Raw genomic sequence first — 24,229 nt, 5'->3', positions numbered from 1 at the left:
TTTTATTATTGCCACTGCTTACTGATTACCCTTCTAATCAGTCGGCTATTTCATTGTGCTGCAAAACGCGGAATAATCCAACAAGAATATGATACTAAAACTTCTAAGATGTTTCAAAATACCCACAAGATGTTTCAATTTGTAAATGTGAGGGAACTTTTTTTCGGCCCTAAATGGGTATCGGAATAAGCACTAATAATCAAAAAATAAAAATTTTTAATCTCTGTCAATGAGTTACAGGGTTACATATCTATAGCACTGAATGGTAAAACAAAATTCTCGTCTGCGACTAAAATTACCCTCGCTATCATCATTAACTTTATTTATTACCGTCATTCAGTTCTGAATGTCTGTTTACCCCTATTTCAACCGGATGCCTCGCATCCGGTTTTTTTTACCCTTCTTTACACATCTTTAATTATTCCATGCTACCGGCGAAAAAAATAACGGTTATTAATCAAACAGCTTGCGAATAAACTCAAGGCTATTTATATAATTTCTTGTTATTTAGTGCTATTTTCGTTAGTCAATCCGTAAATAATTGTACAAAATCCCTCGGGCCGTACATCTTTGCTCGCCGCGCGGGTTTGGGATAAATCTCAAGGCAAAAAAGTCGTTGTATAGTATTCAGATGTATGGATTTTGGGCGTTAACCTTTATACTGTTCATAGCATCTGCGCTGCCCCCGGTTAACTTGGTGCAACAGTCCGTTTACACATACTGATGAGTCGTACTCTCACACGATGACCCCGAAAAAATTTTCCCTGATACCCGGTAACATTACCCGCTTCTTTATTCTCATGGTCATCGTCCTGCTGGCGACGATGGGGGTCATGATCCAAAGCGCCGTTAACACCTGGCTAAAAGATAAAAGCTACCAGGTTGTCGATGTCAGCTACGACTTACATAAACGCATTGATACCTGGCGCTACGCCACCTGGCAAATCTATGACAACATTGCCGCGACCTCGTCCAGTTCAGCCGCAGAAACAGGGTTACAAGAGACGCGTTTAAAGCAGGACGTTTACTACCTTGAGAAACCCCGGCGCAAAACTGAAGCGCTGATTTTTGGCTCTCATGACAGCTCAACGCTGGAAATGACGCAAAAAATCTCCAACTATCTCGATATCCTGTGGGGCGCCGAAACCATTCCCTGGTCGATGTATTACCTTAACGGCCTGGATAACAGCCTGATTCTGGTTTCAACGCTGCCGTTAAAAGATCTCTCCTCCAGCTTCAAAGAGTCGACCATCAGCAGCGTCGTTGAATCACGACGGGCAGAAATGCTGCTGCAGGCCAACACGCTAGATGAACGTGAGACGTTTTCGTCGCTGCGCCATCTCGCCTGGCAAAACGGCTACTACTTCACCTTACGCACCACCTTTAACCAGCCCGGCCACCTGGCGACCGTTGTGGCCTTCGATCTGCCCATTAACGATCTCATCCCTCCCAGTATGTCGCTGGAGAGTTTCCGCCTGGAGCCCGATCCGTCGCAGAACGTCAGCGCCAATCCGGATAAAGAAACCGCCGACATCGTCAGCATTAACTTTAACGGCCCGCAGATTGAAATTATCACCACAATTAATACCACCGGTATGCGCCTGGTCTGGATGGTGCCCTTTAGCGAGCTGATTCTGGAGTCCTTGCAGAGTATTTTACTGCCGCTGCTGCTGAACATCGGCCTGCTGGCGCTGGCGCTGTTCGGATTTACCACCTTCCGTCACTACAGCGGCCGCAAAAGCATCGTGGGAACGGCCGTTTCCTCGGCCGCCAATAGTGAATTACGCGCCCAGCGCGCCATTCACGAAGAGATTGTTTCTCTGCTGCCGCTGGGGCTGCTGGTGCACGATCAGGAAGCTAACCGGACGGTGATCAGCAATCCGATTGCCGATCATCTGCTGCCGCATCTGAATCTGCAAAACATCATCAACATGGCCGATCAGCACCAGGGCGTGATTCAGGCGACGGTGAACAATGAACTGTATGAAATCCGTCAGTTCCGCAGCCAGGTGTCGCCGCGCACGCAAATCTTTATTATTCGCGATCAGGACCGCGAGGTGCTGGTGAATAAGAAACTCAAGCAGGCCCAGCGCCTGTATGAGAAAAACCAGCAGGGCCGTACGGCGTTTATGCAGCATATCGGCACGGCGCTGAAACAGCCGGCGCAAACGCTGGCGGAAGAAGCCGCGGCGCTCGGCATGGCCGAAAGCCGCAGGCTGGCCCAGCATGCCGATGAACTGGTACAGCTGGTTGATGAAATAGAGCTGGCAAATCTGCTGGAGAGCGATAGCTGGAAGAGCGTTCAGGACCTGTTCTCAATTCAGGAATTGATCGATGAAGTGGTACCTGAAGTCCTGCCCATCATCAAACGCAAAGGTCTGCAGCTGCTGATTAACAACTCGCTACCGGCCAATGAGCAGCGCTACGGCGATCGCGACGCCCTGCGCCGCACCCTTTTACTGCTGATTCAGTACTCGGTGACCACCACGCCTATTGGCAAAATAACCCTGGAAGTCAGTAAAGATGAATCCGCGGACGATCGTCTGACCTTCCGTATTCTGGATACCGGCAACGGCGTTTCGGCGAACGAAATCGACAATATGCACTTTCCGTTCCTCAACGATACGCAGGCAGACCTTTACGGCAAAGCCAATGCCCTCACCTTCTGGCTCTGCGATCGCCTGACGCGCAAGCTCGGCGGACAGCTCAATATCAAAGCGCGCGAATCGCTGGGTACCCGCTACTCCCTGCATCTAAAAATGGCCGCCAGCGCGGATGAGAGTGATTCGGGTGAACATCTGCTTGATGAAGTGGTGATCATGCTTGATGTGACCGCCAATGAAGTCCGCCGTATCGTGACCCGTCAGCTGGAGAGCTGGGGAGCCACCTGCATCACTCCGGATGACAGAATCACAAGTCAACAATATGATCTCTTTTTAACGGATAATCCGTCTAATCTTACTGCTTCGGGCTTGCTTTTAAGCGATGATGAAGCCCGGGTTCATAAGATTGGTCCTGGTCAGCTCCGCGTAAACTTTAATATCAGCGCTGCGCTGCAGGAAGCTATCCTGCAATTGATTGAGCAGCAGCTTGCTGAGGAAGAGGAGCAGCCATCCTCTCCCGGGAACGAAAGTAACGCCGAACTGCATGCCAGCGGCTATTACACGCTGTTTGCTGACACGGTACCAGATGATGTTAAGAGGCTGTATAATGAACTGGCGACGGGCGATTTCGCCGCGCTGGCGCAAACCGCCCACCGCCTCAAAGGGGCATTTGCTATGCTAAATCTGGTACCCGGCAAGCAGTTATGTGAAACGCTTGAGCATCTGATTCGTGAAAAAGATGCGCAAGGCATAGAAAAATATATCAGCGACATTGACGTTTACGTCAAGAGCTTGCTGTAGCAAGGTAGCCTAATACATGAACAATATGAACGTAATTATTGCCGATGACCATCCGATCGTACTGTTCGGTATTCGTAAGTCACTTGAACAAATTGAGTGGGTGAACGTTGTTGGCGAGTTTGAAGACTCCACCGCATTAATCAACAATCTGCCTAAACTGGACGCACACGTCCTGATTACCGATTTATCGATGCCCGGTGATAAATACGGCGATGGCATTACGCTTATTAAATACATCAAGCGTCATTTCCCGGACCTGTCAATCATTGTACTGACAATGAACAACAACCCGGCGATCCTGAGCGCGGTTCTGGATCTGGACATCGAAGGGATCGTCCTGAAACAGGGTGCGCCGACCGATCTGCCTAAAGCGCTCGCCGCGCTGCAAAAAGGCAAAAAATTCACTCCGGAAAGCGTGTCGCGCCTGCTGGAAAAAATCAGCGCCGGCGGTTACGGTGACAAACGTTTGTCGCCCAAAGAGAGTGAAGTACTGCGTCTGTTCGCCGAAGGCTTCCTGGTCACCGAGATAGCCAAAAAGCTCAACCGCAGTATCAAAACCATCAGTAGCCAGAAAAAATCGGCGATGATGAAGCTCGGCGTGGAAAACGATATCGCCCTGCTCAACTACCTCTCTTCCGTTTCCCTGAGCTCAACGGACAAAGACTAACGTCTCTCTTCCCGGATAGCGCGGCGCTATCCGGGAAACGTCTTTTATTCCCTGCCCTTACGTACCCGCGCGGCGTAGACCGTTAGCGTCTGCTTGATAATATCCAGAGTGACCGGTTTTGAAAGGCAGCTGTCCATACCGGACTCCAGGCAGCGCTGCTTCTCCTCCGCCAGCGCGTTGGCGGTCACCCCAATAACCGGCAGCGTAAGCCCTAGCTGGCGAATGCGCTGGGTCAGGCGATAACCATCCATATTCGGCATGTTGACGTCGCTGAGCACGATATCAATATGCTGCTTGCTCAGGACATTCAGCGCATCGACCCCGTCATTTGCCGTCACGCACTGATAGCCCAGCGATCCCAGCTGATCGGCCAGCAGACGTCGGTTAATCGGATGATCGTCCACCACCAGAATCATCATGTCATCATTGCTGGCGGTTTGCGCATCCGCCGCGGATAGCGCAGGGCCGTTTTCCGTACTGGCCATGGCAATATGGAAGATGCGGGCCAGCAGCGGCAGCAGCTCGTGCGGCGTGGCCACGCTATGCAGCCACTCGCCGGGCGCCCGCTCCTGTGGAATACCGATATGCCGACGAGAGAAGATCACCATCGCGCCGCCGTCCCAGGCGTCATGCGTCTCGCTATCGGTCAACAGAATATCCTCCGCGCCCGGCGCTTGCCCGTCAAAATGACGGACCGGAATACCGTGATATTTCAGCAACTGCTCGACGAACAGCGCCAGCGAGCTGTTATCAATCGCCAGCCAACAGCATTTTTCCGCCAGGCCATCAATATTCGGCGACGGCGTATTTTGTACGCCATAAAGCGGGATACGAATAGTGAAGCGGCTGCCCATACCTGGCTCGGTTTCAACGGCAATATCGCCATCCATCATGCTGATAAGCTTTTCACAAATCGCCAGACCGAGTCCGGTCCCCTGGAAATTGCGCTGCACGCCGGTCCCCACCTGGAAGAACGGGTCAAACAGGCGTACGACCTCTTTCGCCGGGATCCCTTCCCCGGTATCGCGTACGCTGATGCGCAGATAATCCTCCGCCCGCTCTACGTGCAGGATAATGCAGCCGGTATCGGTAAACTTAATCGCGTTACTCAGCAGGTTTGAAATAACCTGCTGCAGGCGCATCGGATCGCCGGACATCAGCTGCGGTACGTCAGGTTCAATAAAGCAGTACAGCCCGAGATGTTTCCGCACCACCAGCGGCAGATAGTTGGCGGAAATATGGTTCATGACCTCGCGCGGCGAAAACTCCCGCGGCTCAATTTTGAGCTGTTCGGACTCAATTTTCGAGAAATCGAGGATGTCGCTAATAATTTTCAGCAGCAGGCTGGAAGAGTTGTTCATCGCCGTCACCAGACGATCGACGCCCTTCGGTAGCTCTTTGGTCTGCAATAAATCGAGGTTACCGATAATCCCGTACAGCGGCGTTCGCAGTTCGTGGCTGACGGTGGCAAGGAACATCGATTTCGACTGGCTGGCCTGCTCGGCGGCCTGGGCCATCTCCTGCAGCGACTCCTCCATTTTGACGCGCGCCGAGACATCCACCAGCACGCAAATCGCCACGTTCTCGTTACGGTAGCGCGAGTGGACAAAGCTGATTTGCAGATTGGTATTGTTGCTGGTCAGCACATCGACAAAGTTCACCTGCTGGCCGCAGATAATTTGCGTCAGCCGCTGCCGATCCTCATGGGTTAGCATATTGAGATAGTTATGCGCCAGCTCGTTACTCAGGATATTGGTGCCGTCGATCGTACGTAAAATACAGATCCCCACCGGCGCGGAGGCAACGATTTTTCGGTTGAACTGCTCGTGCTCTTCGAGGCGCTGGGCGTCGTTTTCAGCCGGAATAAAAATCCGCCGTTCATACATGCGGGCAAGCGCAAAAAGGAGCCCGCCGGTAAGCAGATTGAGCACCACGGCGTTCAGTATCAGCATCCGGATGCGTTCCAGCACCTGATCCACCGGCACCGAATAGACAATGCTCAACGATGACGGCGGCAGGCTTTTTTTCATCGCCAGCTCGCGAAAACCGGCGGTATAGCCGAACCACAGACGCTCCTGCATCCACTTCGCATCCGGTTTAATATTGCTGTCCGACCCGGCAAGCGAGATCAGCGTCTGTCCGTTATCGTCGAGAATCGTCACGTTCATCGGCAGACTGCCTGGGGTAAAGAAGCTTTCCATGCGGATGGTTTGCTCTACGCCGAGCATGGCCTGCAGGCGGTTCGCCACATAGATTGGGGTCAGCGCATAAAAATAGCCAACGCCCGGACGCACGCCCTGGCTTATCCAGAACAGATTGTTACCGCGCTCGTTTTGCGGCGCGTCGCGATACTGCTCAATACGCTGATGCAGCACTTTTAACGCCTGGTCCCGCTCCAGCGGAATATCGCGCAGGCCGAAGTTGGCCATACACAGATTGTCGCTGCCAATCATAAAAATACGATTGAGGTCGTAGGCCGTTGAGAAATTGTCGCGCCAGTAGCGCATAAACCACGCCAGTGACTGCAGCGAGTTACGCCAGGTCGTACTCATCAGCGCGCAGTCGGAATCCGGGTAGAGCGGTTCAAAATTAGGGATCGTAATATCGCCGCGCTGCACCGGCGTATCGCCGCCTTCGCTACCGTCCATCGGCCGGTTGCCGGCAACGTATTTCAGCTCTTTGATCACATCGGCCGTACGCTGTATGTAGCGCTGCGCCTGATCGGCATTGAGGTTAAATTCCTGGCGAATTTCCGATTCGCGATCGTGCAACGCATTGACGATGTAAAACACCGAAACAAAAGCGACCAGCACCCACAGCAGTATCGCCAGCGCTCTGAACAGATAGCGTGAAACCTTTAACGTGTTATGGAAAGAAGCTAGATATTTCAATGTGGCGATGCTCGGCCGTCAGGGGCTCAACAGAATGGCGTTAAGGTAACGATAAAACAACGGTCCCGCAACGGGAAAACAAAAAGGGCCGGGGAGAACCCCGACCCTTTCAGACAATTACCGCAGAGAATTACTCTTCGTCTTCGGCGATGTCATCGTCAGTATCCGCTTCCGGCGCAATATCTTCGTCGCCTTCCGCCGCGCTGCCGTCGATGGCATCCAGCTCTTCGTCATCAACCGGCTCAGCCACGCGCTGCAGGCCGACCACGTTTTCATCTTCCGCAGTACGAATCAGGATCACGCCCTGAGTGTTACGACCGACAATGCTCACCTCAGATACGCGGGTTCGTACCAGCGTGCCCGCGTCGGTGATCATCATAATCTGGTCGCAGTCATCAACCTGCACCGCGCCCACAACGGAACCGTTGCGTTCGGTCACTTTGATTGAGATAACGCCCTGGGTCGCACGCGACTTAGTGGGATACTCTTCAGCTGCGGTACGTTTACCGTAGCCATTCTGCGTAACGGTCAGGATGGCGCCTTCACCGCGCGGAACGATCAGAGAAACCACTTTGTCCTCGCCGGCCAGCTTGATGCCGCGCACGCCTGTGGCGGTACGGCCCATCGCGCGGACGGCGTCCTCTTTAAAGCGCACCACTTTACCGGCGGCGGAGAACAGCATGACTTCGTCCTGACCGGAGGTCAGATCGACGCCAATCAGCTCGTCGCCTTCGTTGAGGTTAACCGCGATAATACCGGCGGAACGCGGACGGCTGAATTCAGTCAGCGCCGTTTTCTTCACGGTACCGCTGGCGGTCGCCATAAAGACGTTCACGCCCTCTTCGTATTCGCGGACCGGCAGGATCGCGGTAATACGCTCGTTGGCTTCCAGCGGCAGCAGGTTGACGATCGGACGACCGCGCGCGCCGCGGCTGGCTTCCGGCAGCTGATAAACCTTCATCCAGTAGAGACGACCGCGGCTGGAGAAGCAGAGGATCGTATCGTGGGTGTTGGCCACCAGCAGGCGGTCGATAAAGTCTTCTTCTTTGATACGCGCCGCAGATTTACCTTTACCGCCACGACGCTGGGCTTCGTAGTCGGTCAACGGCTGATACTTCACGTAGCCCTGATGCGAAAGGGTCACGACAACATCTTCCTGGTTGATCAGGTCTTCAATGTTGATATCCGCGCTGTTAGCGGTGATCTCGGTACGGCGCGCGTCGCCGAACTGTTCACGGACCAGCTCCAGCTCTTCGCGAATAACTTCCATCAGGCGATCGGCGCTGCCCAGAATGTGCAGCAGTTCCGCGATCTGTTCCAGCAGCTCTTTGTATTCATCGAGCAGTTTTTCATGCTCAAGGCCGGTCAGCTTCTGCAAACGCAGATCCAGAATCGCCTGCGCCTGCTGTTCGGTCAGGTAGTACTGGCCGTCGCGTACGCCGAACTCGGGCTCCAGCCATTCCGGACGGGCGGCGTCATCGCCGGCGCGTTCCAGCATCGCGGAAACGTTGCCCAGATCCCATGAACGGGCGATTAAGGCAGCCTTCGCTTCCGCCGGGGTCGGCGCGCGGCGAATCAGTTCGATAATCGGATCGATGTTGGCCAGGGCAATCGCCAGCGCTTCGAGGATGTGCGCGCGATCGCGGGCTTTACGCAGTTCAAAAATCGTACGACGGGTCACCACTTCGCGGCGATGGCGCACGAACGCGGCAATAATTTCTTTCAGGTTCATGATCTTCGGCTGACCATGGTGCAGAGCAACCATGTTAATACCGAAGGAGACCTGGAGCTGGGTCTGCGAATAGAGGTTGTTCAGCACCACCTCACCCACCGCATCGCGCTTCACTTCAATCACGATGCGCATACCGTCTTTATCGGACTCGTCGCGCAGCGCGCTGATGCCTTCGACGCGTTTGTCTTTGACCAGCTCGGCGATTTTCTCAATCAGGCGCGCTTTGTTCACCTGATACGGAATTTCATGCACGATGATGGTTTCGCGGCCGGTTTTCGCGTCAGCTTCCACTTCCGCGCGCGCGCGAATGTACACTTTACCGCGACCGGTACGATAGGCCTCTTCAATGCCGCGGCGACCGTTGATGATCGCGGCGGTCGGGAAGTCCGGACCTGGGATGTGTTCCATCAGCCCTTCAATGCTGATGTCTTCATTTTCAACGTAGGCCAGACAGCCGTTGATCACTTCGGTGAGGTTGTGCGGCGGAATATTGGTCGCCATACCTACCGCGATACCTGACGAACCGTTGACTAACAGGTTCGGGATTTTGGTCGGCATAACGTCAGGGATCTTTTCCGTGCCGTCATAGTTATCGACGAAATCCACCGTCTCTTTTTCGAGGTCGGCCATCAGCTCATGGGCGATCTTCGACATACGGATTTCCGTATAACGCATCGCTGCGGCGGAGTCGCCGTCGACCGAACCAAAGTTACCCTGGCCATCTACCAGCATATAGCGCAGGGAGAATGGCTGCGCCATACGTACAATGGTGTCATACACGGCAGTATCACCATGAGGGTGGTATTTACCGATTACGTCACCAACGACACGGGCAGATTTTTTATAGGCTTTGTTCCAGTCATTGCCCAATACGTTCATGGCGTATAGTACGCGACGGTGTACCGGCTTCAGGCCATCTCGGACATCCGGCAGCGCACGGCCAACAATGACCGACATCGCATAATCCAGATAGGAGCTCTTCAGCTCTTCCTCAATGTTGACCGGTGTAATTTCTCTCGCAAGGTCGCTCATCTAACCGCTATCCCTCTACTGTATCCCGGATTCAAAGGTCGCAAATTATAACACAGCCGCGGTGATACGGGTAAACCTATACCCAATGATTTTCGCGCGGCGAAAGGCGACAGGGATAGACGGTTTATTCATCCCTGAGGCCTGATATACTCGCGGGTCTGAACTGAACAGGAGTAAAAGCGCCCATGAATGCCGAAAAACCGTCGGTGGCCCACAATGTTGATCATAATGAAATCGCTAAATTTGAAGCCGTCGCCTCGCGCTGGTGGGATTTAGAGGGCGAATTTAAGCCGTTACATCGCATCAATCCTCTACGCCTCGGCTATATCGCGGAGCGCTCCGGCGGCCTGTTTGGCAAAAAAGTACTTGATGTCGGCTGCGGCGGCGGCATCCTGGCGGAAAGCATGGCCCGGGAAGGTGCAGCGGTGACCGGTCTGGATATGGGCTTCGAACCGCTACAGGTGGCGAAACTGCACGCCCTGGAGAGCGGGATTCAGGTCGAATATGTCCAGGAAACCGTTGAAGAGCACGCGGCGAAGCATGCCGGAGAGTACGACGTCGTTACCTGCATGGAGATGCTGGAGCACGTCCCGGATCCGCAGTCGGTCGTCCACGCCTGCGCGCGGCTGGTCAAACCTGGCGGTCAGGTGTTCTTCTCAACCATTAACCGCAACGGTAAAGCGTGGCTGATGGCGGTCGTCGGCGCCGAATACATCATGAAAATGGTGCCGAAGGGAACCCACGACGTGAAGAAATTCATCAAGCCCGCGGAGCTGATCGGCTGGGTAGATGAGACAATTCTGAAAGAGCAGCATATTACCGGTCTTCATTACAATCCGTTGACCAATACCTTCAAGCTGGCGCCAGGGGTGGATGTTAACTATATGTTGCATACAACGGCGAAAAAAGCATAACGTCAGCTGTATTTCCTATGATGATTGCGCGGCATCAAGCCGCGTGATTTTTTCTTCCGATGAAGAAATCAGCACTCGATCAAATTTTCATTTTTTTTTCTGATTTATTGACATCTTCTCCAGGCCTTATGTGGCGTGGACTTGGCGATTATTACCCTTCCGCAACCTCAATTTAACGTCAAAATCAACTCTTGTACTCAAAAGAATCCTTACTAGAATACTCACCATATAGCGTTTCTTTTATCGACCACCCCCTACATATAGTATTTATCCACAGAGTTAGTCACAACGGCGTTCTGTGGATAAGTGGGGGATATTTTCTTTCACGGACAGGTATAATCCACATGAATCAGAGTCTGCTGGTGACAAAGCGTGACGGTAGCACCGAGCGCATCAATCTCGATAAAATCCACCGCGTGCTGGATTGGGCGGCAGAAGGGCTGAATAACGTATCCATCTCCCAGGTAGAACTGCGTTCCCACATTCAGTTCTATGACGGCATTAAAACCGCCGACATTCACGAAACCATTATCAAAGCCGCCGCGGACCTTATCTCCCGCGAGGCGCCGGATTACCAGTATCTCGCCGCCCGTCTGGCGATTTTCCACCTGCGTAAAAAAGCCTACGGCCAGTTTGAGCCGCCAGCGCTGTTCGACCACGTGTCGAAAATGGTGAAAAACGGCAAATACGATACTCATCTGCTGGAAGACTACACGGAAGAAGAGTTCAAGCAGATGGACTCGTTCATCGAGCACGATCGCGATATGACCTTCTCCTACGCTGCGGTTAAGCAGCTCGAAGGCAAATATCTGGTGCAGAACCGCGTCACCGGTGAGATCTATGAAAGCGCCCAGTTCCTGTACATTCTGGTTGCCGCCTGCCTGTTCTCCAACTACCCGCGCGAGACGCGTCTGGACTACATCAAGCGTTTCTATGACGCGGTGTCGACGTTCAAAATTTCGCTGCCGACGCCGATTATGTCCGGCGTGCGTACCCCGACCCGTCAGTTCAGCTCCTGCGTGCTGATCGAGTGCGGCGACAGCCTGGACTCTATTAACGCCACCTCCAGCGCCATTGTGAAATACGTCTCTCAGCGCGCCGGTATCGGCATCAACGCCGGCCGCATCCGCGCGCTGGGTAGCCCGATTCGCGGCGGTGAAGCTTTCCATACCGGCTGTATCCCGTTCTATAAGCACTTCCAGACGGCGGTGAAATCCTGCTCCCAGGGCGGCGTCCGCGGCGGTGCGGCGACCCTCTTCTACCCGATGTGGCATCTGGAAGTCGAAAGCCTGCTGGTGCTGAAAAACAACCGCGGTACCGACGCCAACCGCGTTCGTCACATGGACTACGGCGTACAGATCAACAAGCTGATGTACACCCGTCTGCTGAAAGGCGGCGATATCACCCTGTTCAGCCCGTCCGACGTCCCGGGCCTGTACGATGCGTTCTTCGCCGACCAGGACGAGTTTGAGCGCCTGTACACCCAATACGAGCAGGACGACAGCATCCGCAAGCAGCGCATTAAAGCGGTAGAACTGTTCTCGCTGATGATGCAGGAGCGCGCCTCCACCGGCCGTATCTACATCCAGAACGTGGACCACTGCAACACCCACAGCCCGTTTGACCCGGTTGTCGCGCCGGTGCGCCAGTCCAACCTGTGCCTTGAAATCGCCCTGCCAACCAAGCCGCTGGAAGATGTAAACGACGAAAACGGTGAAATTGCGCTGTGTACCCTGTCCGCTTTCAACCTCGGCGTTATCGATAGCCTTGATGAGCTGGAAGAGCTGGCGGTGCTGGCCGTTCGCGCGCTGGATGCCCTGCTGGATTACCAGGACTACCCGATCCCGGCGGCCAAACGCGGCGCGATGGGCCGTCGTACGCTGGGTATTGGGGTGATTAACTTTGCCTACTATCTGGCGAAGCACGGTAAACGCTACTCTGACGGCAGCGCTAACAACCTGACGCATAAAACGTTCGAAGCGATTCAGTACTACCTGCTGAAAGCCTCTAACGAGCTGGCTATCGAGCAAGGCGCGTGCCCGTGGTTTAACGAAACCACCTATGCGAAAGGCATTCTGCCGATCGATACCTACAAAAAAGACCTGGACGCTATCGTCAGCGAATCCCTGCATTACGACTGGGAGCAGCTTCGCGAGTCGATCAAAACGCACGGTCTGCGTAACTCCACGCTCTCCGCGCTGATGCCGTCCGAGACCTCTTCGCAGATCTCCAACGCCACCAACGGCATTGAGCCGCCGCGCGGTCACGTCAGCATCAAAGCGTCAAAAGACGGTATCCTGCGCCAGGTGGTGCCGGATTACGAAAAACTGCAGAACGGCTACGAGCTGCTGTGGGAAATGCCGAACAACGACGGTTACTTGCAGTTGGTCGGTATTATGCAGAAGTTTATCGACCAGTCGATTTCCGCTAACACCAACTACGATCCGACGCGCTTCCCGTCTGGCAAAGTGCCGATGCAGCAGCTGCTGAAAGACTTGCTCAATGCCTATAAGTTCGGCGTCAAAACGCTGTACTATCACAACACGCGCGATGGCGCGGAAGATGCCCAGGATGACCTGGCGCCGTCCATCCAGGACGACGGCTGCGAAAGCGGCGCATGTAAGATTTGATAATATTGCCCGGCGGCGCGTTGCCTGCCGGGCCTACGGTCTAATGTAGGTCGGGCTAGCGAAGCGCCGCCCGGCGTATAATTCCAGGACAGGATCCCCACTCATGGCATACACCACCTTTTCACAGACGAAAAATGACCAGCTCAAAGAGCCGATGTTCTTCGGTCAGCCGGTGAACGTCGCCCGCTACGATCAGCAAAAATATGACATCTTCGAAAAGCTGATTGAAAAACAGCTCTCCTTCTTCTGGCGTCCGGAAGAAGTTGACGTTTCCCGCGACCGTATCGACTATCAGGCGCTGCCGGAACACGAAAAACACATTTTTATCAGTAACCTGAAATATCAGACGCTGCTGGACTCCATCCAGGGCCGCAGCCCGAACGTCGCCCTGCTGCCGCTGATTTCAATTCCGGAGCTGGAAACCTGGGTGGAAACCTGGGCGTTCTCGGAGACCATACATTCGCGCTCCTACACCCATATCATCCGCAATATCGTTAACGATCCGGCGATGGTGTTTGACGATATCGTCACCAACGAGCAGATTCAGAAACGCGCGGAAGGCATTTCCAGCTATTACGATGAATTGATTGAGCTGACCAGCTACTGGCATCTGCTGGGCGAAGGCACCCACAGCGTGAACGGTAAAACCATTACCGTGAACCTGCGCGAGCTGAAAAAGAAACTCTACCTGTGCCTGATGAGCGTGAACGCGCTGGAAGCCATCCGTTTTTACGTCAGCTTCGCCTGCTCTTTCGCCTTTGCCGAGCGCAAGCTGATGGAAGGTAACGCCAAGATTATCCGTCTGATCGCTCGCGACGAAGCGCTGCACCTGACCGGCACTCAGCACATGCTGAACCTGCTGCGTTCCGGCGTCGACGATCCGGAGATGGCTTCAATCGCCGAAGAGTGCAAACAGGCGTGCTACGACCTGTTCGTGCAGGCGGCGCAGCAGGAAAAAGAGTGGGCGGATTATCTGTTCCGCGACGGTTCGATGATCGGCCTGAACAAAGATATTCTCTGCCAGTACGTTGAGTACATTACCAACATCCGCATGCAGGCGGTAGGTCTCGATCTGCCGTTCCAGACCCGCTCCAACCCGATCCCGTGGATCAACACCTGGCTGGTGTCCGATAACGTGCAGGTCGCGCCGCAGGAAGTGGAAGTCAGTTCTTACCTCGTCGGACAGATCGATTCCGAAGTCGACGCCGACGATCTGAGCAACTTCCAGCTCTGATGAAACGCATTTTTTTGAAGATTTCTGACACTCGCCTTGAGTGTCAGGATGAACATCCCTCCCTGCTGGCGGCTCTGGAATCGCACAATATCGACGTGGAGTATCAGTGCCGCGAAGGCTACTGCGGCTCCTGCCGTCTACGGCTGGTTTCGGGGCAGGTTGACTGGCTCACCGAACCGCTGGCGTTTGTCCAGCCGGGAGAGATTCTGCCCTGCTGCTGCCGGGCAAAAGGCGATATCGAAATTGAGATGTAAGCCAGTCTGAAACGCATTCCCATTCTTTACAGGGTTCGTCTTCCTTTCCCTGTTCACCTCCCCCCACTCCGCCTACTCTACCTGTATAAGCCACCGGATAAGGCCATCAGCAATGGTCGCAGCAACGCTGGCTGATGCTCTGCGTCACGACATTCATGAGGAGAGAAAAAATGGCTTCCGTCAAACAGGAAAACTGCGCCAACGGACTGAAAAAAGCATACGACGTCATCGTGGTCGGCGGGGGTTCTGCGGGTGCAGTACTCGCCGCACGTCTGAGCGAGAACCCCGATTGCCAGGTAGCGCTGCTGGAAGGCGGCCCCGTTTTTGCCCCTGATGCCTGGCCGGACGAGCTGGCGCAAAGCCACTCTGTTGGTGGCGGCGATTACGTCTGGGAGCGCGGGGTAGCAACGGGAACCGATCACACGGCCGGTCACCTGCGGGCAAAAGTACTTGGCGGCGGGTCAACGATCAATGCCGGCGCGTTTGTTCGCGCCCCCAAATCTGATTTTGACCGTTGGGTCAAGCGCGGCCTGAGCGACTGGTCGTTCGATAAGGTCTTACCCTGGTTCAAACGACTTGAAAACGCCGACTATGGCGACGATCGCTGGCATGGTCGCCACGGCCCGGTTCCGGTGCGGTTACCGGCGCTGGAAACGCTCAGCCCGGCGAGCCAGGCGTTTTATCATGCTTGCCGCGCTCACGGCTTCGCCGCCGTTGACGATATCAACGGCGCGCAGCAGCACGGCGTCGCGGTCTACCCGGTCAATGTTGTCAACGGCATCCGGCAAAATACCGCCATGGTCTACCTGACGGCAGACGTTCGCGCGCGCAAGAATCTGTCGATTGTCGGCATGACGGTCGTGGATAAAGCGTTGATTGAAGGTTCGCGCGTGAACGGCGTACAGCTGGCGGACGGAACACAGATCGCTACCGACAACGTATTCCTGTGCGCCGGCGCGGCCGGTACGCCAGCGATTCTGTTGCGCTCCGGCATTGGCCCTGCGGACGATTTACGCCATCTGGAGATCACGGTGAAACAGGATCTCCCCGTTGGGCGCAACTTGCAGGAACAACCCGTGAACGGGATCATGCTGGCAACGTCCGCTGAGCATGCCAGTTATCCCCCTATAGGCACAACGCTCTGGACGCAATCTTCGCTGGCGGCAGCCAACGAACTGGATCTCTATATCAGCAATAACCACTTCGTCGATCCTGAACTATTTCCATATGGTGCGGGTTTCCAGCTCTTTTTCACCGTGGCGCGCCCCTTTGCCCGCGGGCGTCTGACTTTGGCGAGCCGCAACCCGCTGCTCGGCCCCCGTATCGATCTCAATTTACTGGGCGACGAGCGCGACGTCACGCGAATGGTCGAAGCGGTGAAATTATCCCGGGCGCTGGTGCAGGAAGGTCCGCTACAGACGCTGGTGATTGGCGAAGTCCCGATGGTAAAAGGCGGTACACTGGCAGAAACTGACCAGCAGATAGCAGAAGAACAGCGTAAGACGGTGAAAAGTAACCTGCACCTCAGCGCGACCGCGCCGATGGGGAACGAAAGCGATCCCATCGCCGTCGTGGACGCCTGCGGGAAAGTTTTCGGTATTGCCGGGCTGTTTGTCGTCGATGCCTCGCTGTTCCCGGACGTTCCCTCTCAGGCGACCAATCCGGATGCGATCATGGCGGCAGAATATCTCGCCAGCCGTTTTTCTGGCGCATAGAACGAGGCATAGTCAACCGCAAGACCCGAAAAAGGAGCGCCTGTGTGAACAAGTTCGTGGAGATGAGCACGTTTGTTTCGGTTGTTGAGTCTCTGAGCTTTGTCGGCGCGGCGGCAAAATTGGGGACATCAAAATCGGTAGTCAGCCAGCGCGTCAAGATGCTGGAGAAACGGCTTGGCGCCAGCTTACTGGAGCGCGGGCCACGGCTTAGCCTCACGGAGGCGGGCCTGCTATTTTATCAGGAGTGCGTACGGCTGCTTGACGAAGTCACGCTGGCAGAAGAGGCGGTGGCCCCGTCACGCAGCGAGCTTCGGGGCGGGCTGCGGATTGCCACCTCGCATACGTTTATGACCACCCATCTATCGACAATTCTGGCCGGTTTTATCCGCGACCATCCGGGGTTGTCTCTCGATATCGCGACGGAGGACCGGCAGATCAATATGCACCAGCCCGACTTTGATATCGCCATCCGCCTCGGTCTCGTCCCGGACTCAACGCTCATCGCCCGAACGCTGGCGCGCAACCTGACCTGGCTCTGCGCCAGCCCGGACTATCTGTCGCAACGGGGCACGCCTTTGCATCCTGTTGAACTGGAGCAGCACGACGGGCTGCTATATACCCATCGCGCGCCGGGCGGCTGCTGGCAGTTGCTGCATAACGGGCAGCGTCAGACCTGGCGGGTCAAAAATCGTCTGCGTTCGGATAACGCCTTCAGCCTGCTGGAGGCCGCCAGAATGGGGCTTGGGATTGTGGTCATGCCGCTATTTTTAGGCGCTGAAGCGATAATGCGGGGAGAGCTAAAAATTGTTTTACCCGACTGGCAGCCGGAGGGTGGCAACATTGTGGCGCTGTATCGCCAGACGCGTCGCGCCTCGCCAGTGATTCAGGCGCTGGTCAACGAGGTTGCGGAAAAGCTGGGGCCAGAGCCAGAGTGGGAAAAACAGTTACGACTGGCCGAGCTGCTGCCCCTCTGGAACAGGGGCGCAAGCGCCCCTGATTAATGGCTTAGTTTTTATTGAGGAACTTCACCGCCTTATCCGGGAAATCCGTAAACAACCCGTCCACGTCCGCCTGGTTATACAGAACGTCGTAAAGCTGATTCACGTCCGCTGCATACGCTGGCAGCTGATCCGCGCGGACCGTATACGGATGCACCTGCAGCTTGCTGGCATGGGCTTCTTTCACCATCGCCGTCAGCTTCACGTGACCCGGCGTCGAGCCTTCCGCCACCAGCATATGGTAGTCCGGGCCAATGCCGTCAGCGTACTGCGCGATCTGCGCCATCGCCCCCGGTTTGAACATCCAGTCATAGCTGTAGTTCACCCACTTGCCGTCGGCCTGCCGCTGCTGGGTCTCATTCCAGTCGGTATAGGCGATAAGCTGCACCAGATTGAGATCCATCCCCATTTTCGGCTCCAGCTCCTGTTTGATGCGCTTGAGCTCGTTGGCGTCAAAGCACTGCAGATAAACCTTATCCTGCTTGCCGGTATAGCCATATTTCTTCAGCACGTTCAGCGTGCTGGCGGCAATGTCCTTGCCTTCCTGATGGTGGAACCACGGCGCTTTGATCTCCGGGTAGATGCCGATGTTTTTGCCGGTCGAATGGTTCAGCCCCTGCACAAACTCAATCTCCTCTTCAAAGGTATGAATACGGAAATCAGATTTACCCATCGGGAAACGGCCCGGATAAGTTTGCACGTTCTTGCCATCTTTCGGCTCAAACCCTTCGGTAAACTTCAGCGACTTTATCTCGGCGAGGGTAAAGTCGATGGCGTAGAAGCGGCCATCTTGACGCGCCCGCTGCGGGAAACGCTGGGCCACGTCGGTCACCCGATCCAGATAGTGGTCATGCAGCACCACCAGCCGGTCGTCTTTCGTCATCACCAGGTCTTGCTCGAGGTAGTCCGCCCCCTGCGCGTAGGCCATCGCTTTCGCCGGCAGGGTATGTTCCGGCAGATAGCCGCTGGCGCCGCGGTGGGCGATAACGATTTTCTCCCCCGCGCCGGCGCTGAAAGAGAGCGCCGTCGCGGCCAGCAGCATTCCGCTCATCAGGGTGGTTAATGTGCTTTTCATCGCCGCTCCTTAAGCTTGTTTCATCTGTTGGTGATGGCGTCGTTCACCCAGCATCACGATAATCAGCAGCAGGACCGCCAGCACGCTGCCGCCGATCATCACCATAAAGCCGCCGTCCCAGCCGAAGAAATCGACGGTATAGCCAACGATGGCGCTCGCGGCCACGGAGCCGCCGAGATAGCCAAACAGGCCGGTGAAGCCCGCGGCGGTGCCGGCGGCTTTTTTCGGCGCCAGCTCCAGCGCATGCAGGCCAATCAGCATCACCGGACCGTAAATCAGGAAGCCGATGATGATCATACAGGCCATATCCACGCCCGGGTTACCCGGCGGGTTCAGCCAGTAGACGACGGTGGCGATGGTGACCAGGGTCATAAAGAAGACGCCGGTCGCGCCGCGGTTGCCTTTAAACACTTTATCCGACATCCAGCCGCACAGCAGGGTGCCCGGGATCCCCGCGTATTCATAAAGAAAGTAGGCCCAGGACGATTTATCCAGCGCGAAGTGCTTAACCTCTTTCAGGTAGGTCGGCGACCAGTCAAGAATGCCGTAGCGCAGCAGATAAACAAACACGTTGGCGACGGCGATGTACCACAGCAGCTTGTTCGGCAGGATGTACTGCATAAAGATCTGCTTTGCGGTCAGCTCTTCTTCGTGCTTCTCGCTGTAGTCGTCAGGATAATCGTTTTTGTACTCTTCGATCGGCGGCAGGCCGCAGGACTGCGGAGTATCGCGCATCATCGCGAAGGCGAAAATCGCCAGCAGGATCGCGCCGAAAGCCGGCATATACAGCGCCGCGTGCCAGTCGTTAAACCACGCCATACCCAGCAGAAACAGCAGCGGCGGGATCCCACCGCCGACGTTGTGCGCGCAGTTCCATACCGAAACAATACCGCCGCGCTCTTTCTGCGACCACCAGTGCACCATCGTACGTCCGCACGGCGGCCAGCCCATTCCCTGGAACCAGCCGCACAGGAACAGCAGGACGAACATCACCATAATGCTGGAGGTCGCCCAGGGGACGAAGCCCATCACCAGCATCACCAGCGCGGCAAGGATCAGGCCTGCCGGTAAAAAAATGCGCGGATTCGAACGGTCAGAAACCGAGCCCATGATGAATTTCGAAAATCCGTAGGCGATAGAGATACCGGAAAGCGCAAAGCCGAGATCGCCGCGGGAGAACCCCTGCTCGATAAGATAGGGCATCGCCAAAGCAAAGTTCTTACGAACCAAATAGTAAGCGGCATATCCGAAGAAGATACCGATAAAGATCTGCCAGCGTAATCGACGATATAGCGGATCGATTTCCGCCGTTGGCAAACGCGCTTTATGCGCTGCGGGTTTAAATATACTTAACATATCAGCCTCCGTGGCCATTGCTGTTCTTCTGACGTCGTCGCAAAAAAACGTAATTTATTCACTGACTTCTGATTTGGTCGCGATAGTAGGCAAAGCGTAAATCTAATACTGTGAAATGTCGCACACTTTGTTACAGAAATATGACAGAACTTTCCAATATGCGCATAAAGTCACAACAAACGCTCGAATTACGCGCAAATATGCTCGAAATCAAACATTAAACGCGGTCGATATGGCTAAATGATGTAAAACGAACACAGAGGACAGGGAGATGGCCGATAGTCGTGAATATGACGTCATTATTATTGGCGGCGGCGCCACCGGCGCCGGGATCGCGCGCGACTGCGCGCTGCGCGGGCTGAAGGCGGCGCTGGTTGAGCGCTACGATATCGCCACCGGGGCGACCGGCCGCAACCACGGCCTGCTGCACAGCGGCGCGCGCTATGCGGTAACCGATAGCGAATCGGCGCGGGAGTGTATCAGCGAAAACCGCATCTTACGCCGCATCGCCCGGCACTGCATTGAGCCCACCAGCGGCCTGTTTATTACCTTGCCGGAAGACGATCCGGCATATCAGCACACCTTTATCACCGCCTGCCAGCAGGCGGGTATTGAGGCCCAGCCTCTGACGCCCGCCGAGGCGCTGCGCATTGAGCCTGCGGTTAACCCGGCGCTGCTCGGCGCGGTGCAGGTCCCCGACGGCACCGTCGATCCTTTCCGCCTCACCGCCGCAAATATGCTCGATGCCCGCGAACATGGCGCCGCTATCCTCACCGGCTGCGAAGTCACCGGCCTGCTGCGTCAGGGCGATCGCGTCCATGGCGTCACGATCTACAACCATCAGCTCCGTGAATCGCGCACGCTGCGCGCGCAGGTGGTGGTCAACGCCGCCGGGATCTGGGGGCAGCGCATCGCAGAGTATGCCGACCTGCGCATCTCGATGTTTCCGGCAAAAGGATCGCTGTTAATCCTCGACCACCGCATTAACCGTCAGGTTATCAACCGCTGCCGCAAACCGGCTGACGCCGATATCCTGGTGCCCGGCGATACTATTTCGCTGATTGGCACTACTTCGATGCATATTCCCTATGACGAAATTGACGACAACCGGGTAACGGCCGAGGAGGTCGAAACGCTGCTGCGCGAAGGGGAAAAGCTGGCGCCGATCATGGGGCGGACGCGGGTACTGCGCGCCTACTCCGGCATACGTCCGCTGGTCGCCAGCGATGACGATCCCAGCGGGCGCAGCGTCAGTCGCGGTATTGTGCTGCTCGACCACGCCCGGCGCGACGGACTGGAGGGCTTCATCACCATCACCGGCGGTAAGCTGATGACCTATCGTCTGATGGCGGAGTGGGCCACGGATGCGCTCTGCCGCAAGCTCGGAAATACCGTCCCCTGTACGACCGCCGATACGCCGCTGCCGGGCTCGCAGGAGCCGGCGGAAGCCACGCTACGCAAAATCATCTCTTTACCTGCGTCGCTGCGCGGGTCGGCCATCTATCGCCACGGCGATCGCACCCCGGCCTGGCTTGGCGATAGCCGCCAGCACCGCAGCCTGGTCTGCGAATGCGAGGCGGTGACCGCCGGCGAGGTTCAGTACGCGGTCGAAAACCTGGCGGTGAAAAACCTGCTCGACCTGCGCCGCCGCACCCGCGTCGGCATGGGAACCTGTCAGGGCGAACTGTGCGCCTGCCGCGCCGCCGGGCTGCTCGCGCGTTTTAACGTCACCACTTCCGCTCGATCCCTTACCCAGCTGTCTCAATTTTTGAACGAACGCTGGAAAGGCGTCCAGCCGGTGGCCTGGGGGGACGCGCTGCGCGAAAGCGAGTTCACCCGCTGGGTCTATCTCGGCCTGTGCGGATTACAAAAGGAGCATCAGGATGAAGTTTGATTGCGCCATCATCGGCGGCGGCCTCGCCGGACTGCTCTGCGGGCTGGCGCTCAACCAGCGCGGCCTGCGCAGCGTGATTATCAGCCGCGGCCAAAGCGCCCTGCACTTCTCTTCCGCCTCGCTGGATTTGCTTACCACGCTGCCGAATGGCGACACCGTCACCGATGTCGCTCACGGCATCGGCCAGCTGGCCCGCCAGCTTCCCGAACATCCCTATGCCAGGCTCGGCGCCGAACGGGTGATGGATTACGCCCGCCAGAGTCAGGCGCTGTTTGCCGACTGCGGTATCGCCATGCAGGGCGACGCCAGCCAGCCGCATCTGCGCGTGACGCCGCTGGGAACCTTACGCGCGGCCTGGCTATCTCCGCAGGAAATCGCCACCGCGCCGCTGCCCGCCAGCGGCGTCGGCGTGGTCGGCATCAGCGGATTCGGCGACTTCCAGCCGCATCTTGCCGCCGCCTCTCTGAACCAGCACGGCGTGACCGCCGAAGCCCATGAGATAGATTTACCTCTCCTCGATGTGCTGCGCGATAGCCCATCCGAATTTCGTGCCGCCAATATTGCCCGCCGGCTGGACGATGAAGCGCACTGGCCGGCCCTGCTGGCGGCGCTGCGCCCGCTGGCGCAGCGGCATAATTTACTGATTATGCCCGCCTGCTTTGGCCTCGCCAACGATCGCCTGTACCAGTGGCTGCAGCAGCGCCTGCCCTGCCCGCTGCGCCTGCTGCCTACGCTGCCGCCGTCGGTGCCGGGGATGCGCCTGCACGCCCAGCTGCAGCGGCAATTTATCCGCAGCGGCGGGACCTGGCTGACCGGGGATGAAGTCATCGATATCAGCCACCGCAACGGTAGCGTTAACGCGATCTGGACGCGCAATCACGGCGATATCCCGCTGCGCCCGCGCTTCGCGGTGCTGGCCAGCGGCAGCTTTTTCAGCAACGGGCTGGTCGCCGAGCGCAGCGGCGTGCGCGAGCCGATCCTCGGCCTTGACCTGCAGCAGACGCTGCCGCGCGAGCGCTGGTATCAGCAGGACTTTTTTGCCTCTCAGCCCTGGCAGCGTTTCGGCCTGAAAACCGATGCGGATCTGCGCCCGCAGCTTCAGGGGCAGACGCTGGAAAATCTGTTCGCCGTAGGCGCGATCCTCGGTGGTTTTGACGCCATCGCGCTGGGATGCGGCGGCGGCGTTTGCGCGGTGACCGCGCTGCATGCCGCTGGGTTAATCGGCGAGCTTGCCGGAGGTGAATCATGAACGACACGCGCTTTGAACACTGTATAAAATGCACCGTTTGCACCACCGCCTGCCCGGTCAGCCGGGTTAATCCGCGCTATCCGGGGCCAAAACAGGCCGGGCCGGACGGCGAACGCCTACGCCTGAAAGACGGCGCGCTCTACGACGAGGCATTGAAATACTGCATCAACTGTAAACGCTGCGAAGTTGCCTGCCCTTCGGACGTCAAAATTGGCGATATTATCCAGCGAGCACGCATGGAGCACGGTCGGCAAAAGCCCACGCTGCGCGATGCGATCCTCAGCCATACCGACCTGATGGGCACCCTCTCCACGCCGTTTGCCCCGCTGGTCAACGCCGCCACCGGGCTGAGGCCGGTACGCCAAATCCTTGATGCCGCGCTTAAAATCGATCACCGCCGCACGCTGCCGAAATATGGCTTTGGTACCTTTCGCCGCGCGTATCGTCAGCTGGCCGCCCGGCAGGGGCAGTACACCGAGCAGGTGGCGTTTTTTCACGGCTGCTATGTGAACTACAACAATCCGCAGCTGGGCAAAGATCTTATCCGCGTGTTCAACGCCATGGGCATCGGGGTGCAGTTATTGAGCAAAGAGAAATGCTGCGGCGTACCGCTGATTGCCAACGGTTTTTTTGCGAAAGCGCGCAAGCAGGCGCTGAGCAACGTCATCGCGATGCGGGAAAATAGTCTGCCCATTATTGCGACTTCATCGACCTGCACCTTTACGCTGCGCGATGAATATCCGCATCTCCTTGATATCGATAATCACGATATCCGCGACCGGATTGAGCTGGCGACTCGCTGGCTCTGGCGTCAGCTGGATAATGGGCGGCCTCTGAAGCTAAAAACGCTGCCGCTGAAGGTGGTCTATCACACGCCCTGCCATATGGAAAAAATGGGCTGGTCGCTGTATACCCTTGAGCTATTGCGGCTGATCCCCGGCTTGCAGCTGGAGGTACTCGACTCGCAATGCTGCGGTATTGCCGGCACATACGGCTTCAAGGCGGAGAACTACGACTCATCGCAGGCGATGGGCGCGCCGCTGTTCCGGCAAATTGAGGAGAGCGGCGCGGATCTGGTGGTGACCGACTGTGAAACCTGCAAATGGCAGATAGAGATGTCCACCAGCAAACGCTGCGAACACCCCATCACCCTGCTGGCACAGGCGCTGGCCTGACGCCAGCGC

15 protein-coding genes are annotated in these 24,229 nt (G+C 56.4%); 11 read left to right on the top strand and 4 right to left on the bottom strand.

The features are described from left to right. The first annotated feature begins 743 nt into the window (after window positions 1-743). Both rcsD and rcsB read left to right on the top strand, forming a co-directional pair. Entirely contained in the window at window positions 744-3,404 is a 2,661-nt protein-coding gene (gene rcsD / locus ABLU67_RS06870) for a phosphotransferase RcsD (protein ID WP_224394691.1), read from the top strand. 16 nt (window positions 3,405-3,420) lie between these two features. Continuing rightward, a complete protein-coding gene (rcsB, locus tag ABLU67_RS06865) occupies window positions 3,421-4,071 on the top strand; it encodes a response regulator transcription factor RcsB (protein ID WP_004103995.1) in 651 nt (216 codons plus the stop codon). A 44-nt stretch (window positions 4,072-4,115) separates the two neighbouring features. On the opposite strand, the gene rcsC is transcribed toward rcsB, so the two are convergent. After that, entirely contained in the window at window positions 4,116-6,962 is a 2,847-nt protein-coding gene (gene rcsC / locus ABLU67_RS06860) for a two-component system sensor histidine kinase RcsC (RefSeq protein ID WP_207172382.1), read from the bottom strand. A 130-nt stretch (window positions 6,963-7,092) separates the two neighbouring features. After that, window positions 7,093-9,726, bottom strand: a complete 2,634-nt coding sequence (gene gyrA, locus ABLU67_RS06855) for a DNA topoisomerase (ATP-hydrolyzing) subunit A (protein ID WP_004852752.1) — start codon at window positions 9,724-9,726, stop codon at window positions 7,093-7,095. 185 nt (window positions 9,727-9,911) lie between these two features. Here gyrA and ubiG point away from each other — a divergent pair, with 185 nt between their 5' ends. From ubiG to ABLU67_RS06825, 6 genes are all read left to right on the top strand, one after another. Then, window positions 9,912-10,640, top strand: coding sequence for a bifunctional 2-polyprenyl-6-hydroxyphenol methylase/3-demethylubiquinol 3-O-methyltransferase UbiG (ubiG, locus tag ABLU67_RS06850; protein ID WP_014230217.1), 729 nt, complete (start codon window positions 9,912-9,914; stop codon window positions 10,638-10,640). A 344-nt stretch (window positions 10,641-10,984) separates the two neighbouring features. Next, entirely contained in the window at window positions 10,985-13,270 is a 2,286-nt protein-coding gene (gene nrdA / locus ABLU67_RS06845) for a class 1a ribonucleoside-diphosphate reductase subunit alpha (protein WP_004852755.1), read from the top strand. A 103-nt stretch (window positions 13,271-13,373) separates the two neighbouring features. Continuing rightward, window positions 13,374-14,504 (top strand): class Ia ribonucleoside-diphosphate reductase subunit beta, encoded by a 1,131-nt coding sequence (gene nrdB, locus ABLU67_RS06840; protein ID WP_004852757.1) that lies wholly within the window; start codon window positions 13,374-13,376, stop codon window positions 14,502-14,504. Beyond that, window positions 14,504-14,758: a class I ribonucleotide reductase maintenance protein YfaE gene (gene yfaE, locus ABLU67_RS06835; protein ID WP_004104002.1), complete on the top strand. Its 255-nt coding sequence runs from the start codon at window positions 14,504-14,506 to the stop codon at window positions 14,756-14,758. Before nrdB ends, yfaE begins: the two co-directional genes overlap by 1 nt. A 170-nt stretch (window positions 14,759-14,928) precedes the next feature. Continuing rightward, a complete protein-coding gene (locus tag ABLU67_RS06830; RefSeq protein WP_128334782.1) occupies window positions 14,929-16,473 on the top strand; it encodes a GMC family oxidoreductase N-terminal domain-containing protein in 1,545 nt (514 codons plus the stop codon). A gap of 44 nt (window positions 16,474-16,517) precedes the next feature. Then, window positions 16,518-17,474 carry a LysR substrate-binding domain-containing protein gene (locus ABLU67_RS06825; protein ID WP_348852222.1) on the top strand — a complete coding sequence of 319 codons (957 nt, stop codon included), beginning with the start codon at window positions 16,518-16,520 and terminating at the stop codon, window positions 17,472-17,474. Window positions 17,475-17,478: 4 nt separating this feature from the next. Here ABLU67_RS06825 and glpQ read toward each other — a convergent pair whose 3' ends face one another. Together glpQ and glpT are read right to left on the bottom strand one after the other, a co-directional pair. Then, window positions 17,479-18,546 carry a glycerophosphodiester phosphodiesterase gene (glpQ, locus tag ABLU67_RS06820; protein WP_348852221.1) on the bottom strand — a complete coding sequence of 356 codons (1,068 nt, stop codon included), beginning with the start codon at window positions 18,544-18,546 and terminating at the stop codon, window positions 17,479-17,481. Between the two features lie 9 nt (window positions 18,547-18,555). Further along, window positions 18,556-19,902, bottom strand: a complete 1,347-nt coding sequence (glpT, locus tag ABLU67_RS06815; protein ID WP_004852762.1) for a glycerol-3-phosphate transporter — start codon at window positions 19,900-19,902, stop codon at window positions 18,556-18,558. A gap of 271 nt (window positions 19,903-20,173) precedes the next feature. Between glpT and glpA the strand changes: the two genes are divergently transcribed. The 3 genes from glpA to glpC are packed head-to-tail and all read left to right on the top strand — an operon-like array spanning window position 20,174 to window position 24,220. Continuing rightward, window positions 20,174-21,796 carry an anaerobic glycerol-3-phosphate dehydrogenase subunit A gene (gene glpA, locus ABLU67_RS06810; protein ID WP_047723184.1) on the top strand — a complete coding sequence of 541 codons (1,623 nt, stop codon included), beginning with the start codon at window positions 20,174-20,176 and terminating at the stop codon, window positions 21,794-21,796. Further along, window positions 21,786-23,045, top strand: a complete 1,260-nt coding sequence (gene glpB / locus ABLU67_RS06805; protein ID WP_038424727.1) for a glycerol-3-phosphate dehydrogenase subunit GlpB — start codon at window positions 21,786-21,788, stop codon at window positions 23,043-23,045. The genes glpA and glpB overlap by 11 nt, the downstream gene beginning before the upstream one ends. Next, window positions 23,042-24,220, top strand: coding sequence for an anaerobic glycerol-3-phosphate dehydrogenase subunit GlpC (glpC, locus tag ABLU67_RS06800; RefSeq protein ID WP_348852220.1), 1,179 nt, complete (start codon window positions 23,042-23,044; stop codon window positions 24,218-24,220). The genes glpB and glpC overlap by 4 nt, the downstream gene beginning before the upstream one ends. Window positions 24,221-24,229 lie beyond the last annotated feature (9 nt).

It is taken from the genome of Klebsiella sp. GN_Kp190 (genome assembly GCF_040061795.1).
Lineage (GTDB): Bacteria > Pseudomonadota > Gammaproteobacteria > Enterobacterales > Enterobacteriaceae > Klebsiella > Klebsiella michiganensis.
Note: the sequence above shows the minus strand (reverse complement) of the source record. Positions and strands in the feature narration are given on the sequence as shown.

Excerpts from the sequence above, each read along its gene's own strand:
- rcsD (WP_224394691.1), top strand. The coding sequence starts at position 744 with ATGACCCCGAAAAAATTTTCCCTGATACCCGGTAACATTACCCGCTTC.
- rcsB (WP_004103995.1), top strand. The coding sequence starts at position 3,421 with ATGAACAATATGAACGTAATTATTGCCGATGACCATCCGATCGTACTG.
- gyrA (WP_004852752.1), bottom strand. The coding sequence starts at position 9,726 with ATGAGCGACCTTGCGAGAGAAATTACACCGGTCAACATTGAGGAAGAG.
- ubiG (WP_014230217.1), top strand. The coding sequence starts at position 9,912 with ATGAATGCCGAAAAACCGTCGGTGGCCCACAATGTTGATCATAATGAA.
- nrdA (WP_004852755.1), top strand. The coding sequence starts at position 10,985 with ATGAATCAGAGTCTGCTGGTGACAAAGCGTGACGGTAGCACCGAGCGC.
- nrdB (WP_004852757.1), top strand. The coding sequence starts at position 13,374 with ATGGCATACACCACCTTTTCACAGACGAAAAATGACCAGCTCAAAGAG.
- yfaE (WP_004104002.1), top strand. The coding sequence starts at position 14,504 with ATGAAACGCATTTTTTTGAAGATTTCTGACACTCGCCTTGAGTGTCAG.
- ABLU67_RS06830 (WP_128334782.1), top strand. The coding sequence starts at position 14,929 with ATGGCTTCCGTCAAACAGGAAAACTGCGCCAACGGACTGAAAAAAGCA.
- glpQ (WP_348852221.1), bottom strand. The coding sequence starts at position 18,546 with ATGAAAAGCACATTAACCACCCTGATGAGCGGAATGCTGCTGGCCGCG.
- glpT (WP_004852762.1), bottom strand. The coding sequence starts at position 19,902 with ATGTTAAGTATATTTAAACCCGCAGCGCATAAAGCGCGTTTGCCAACG.
- glpA (WP_047723184.1), top strand. The coding sequence starts at position 20,174 with ATGGCCGATAGTCGTGAATATGACGTCATTATTATTGGCGGCGGCGCC.
- glpB (WP_038424727.1), top strand. The coding sequence starts at position 21,786 with ATGAAGTTTGATTGCGCCATCATCGGCGGCGGCCTCGCCGGACTGCTC.
- glpC (WP_348852220.1), top strand. The coding sequence starts at position 23,042 with ATGAACGACACGCGCTTTGAACACTGTATAAAATGCACCGTTTGCACC.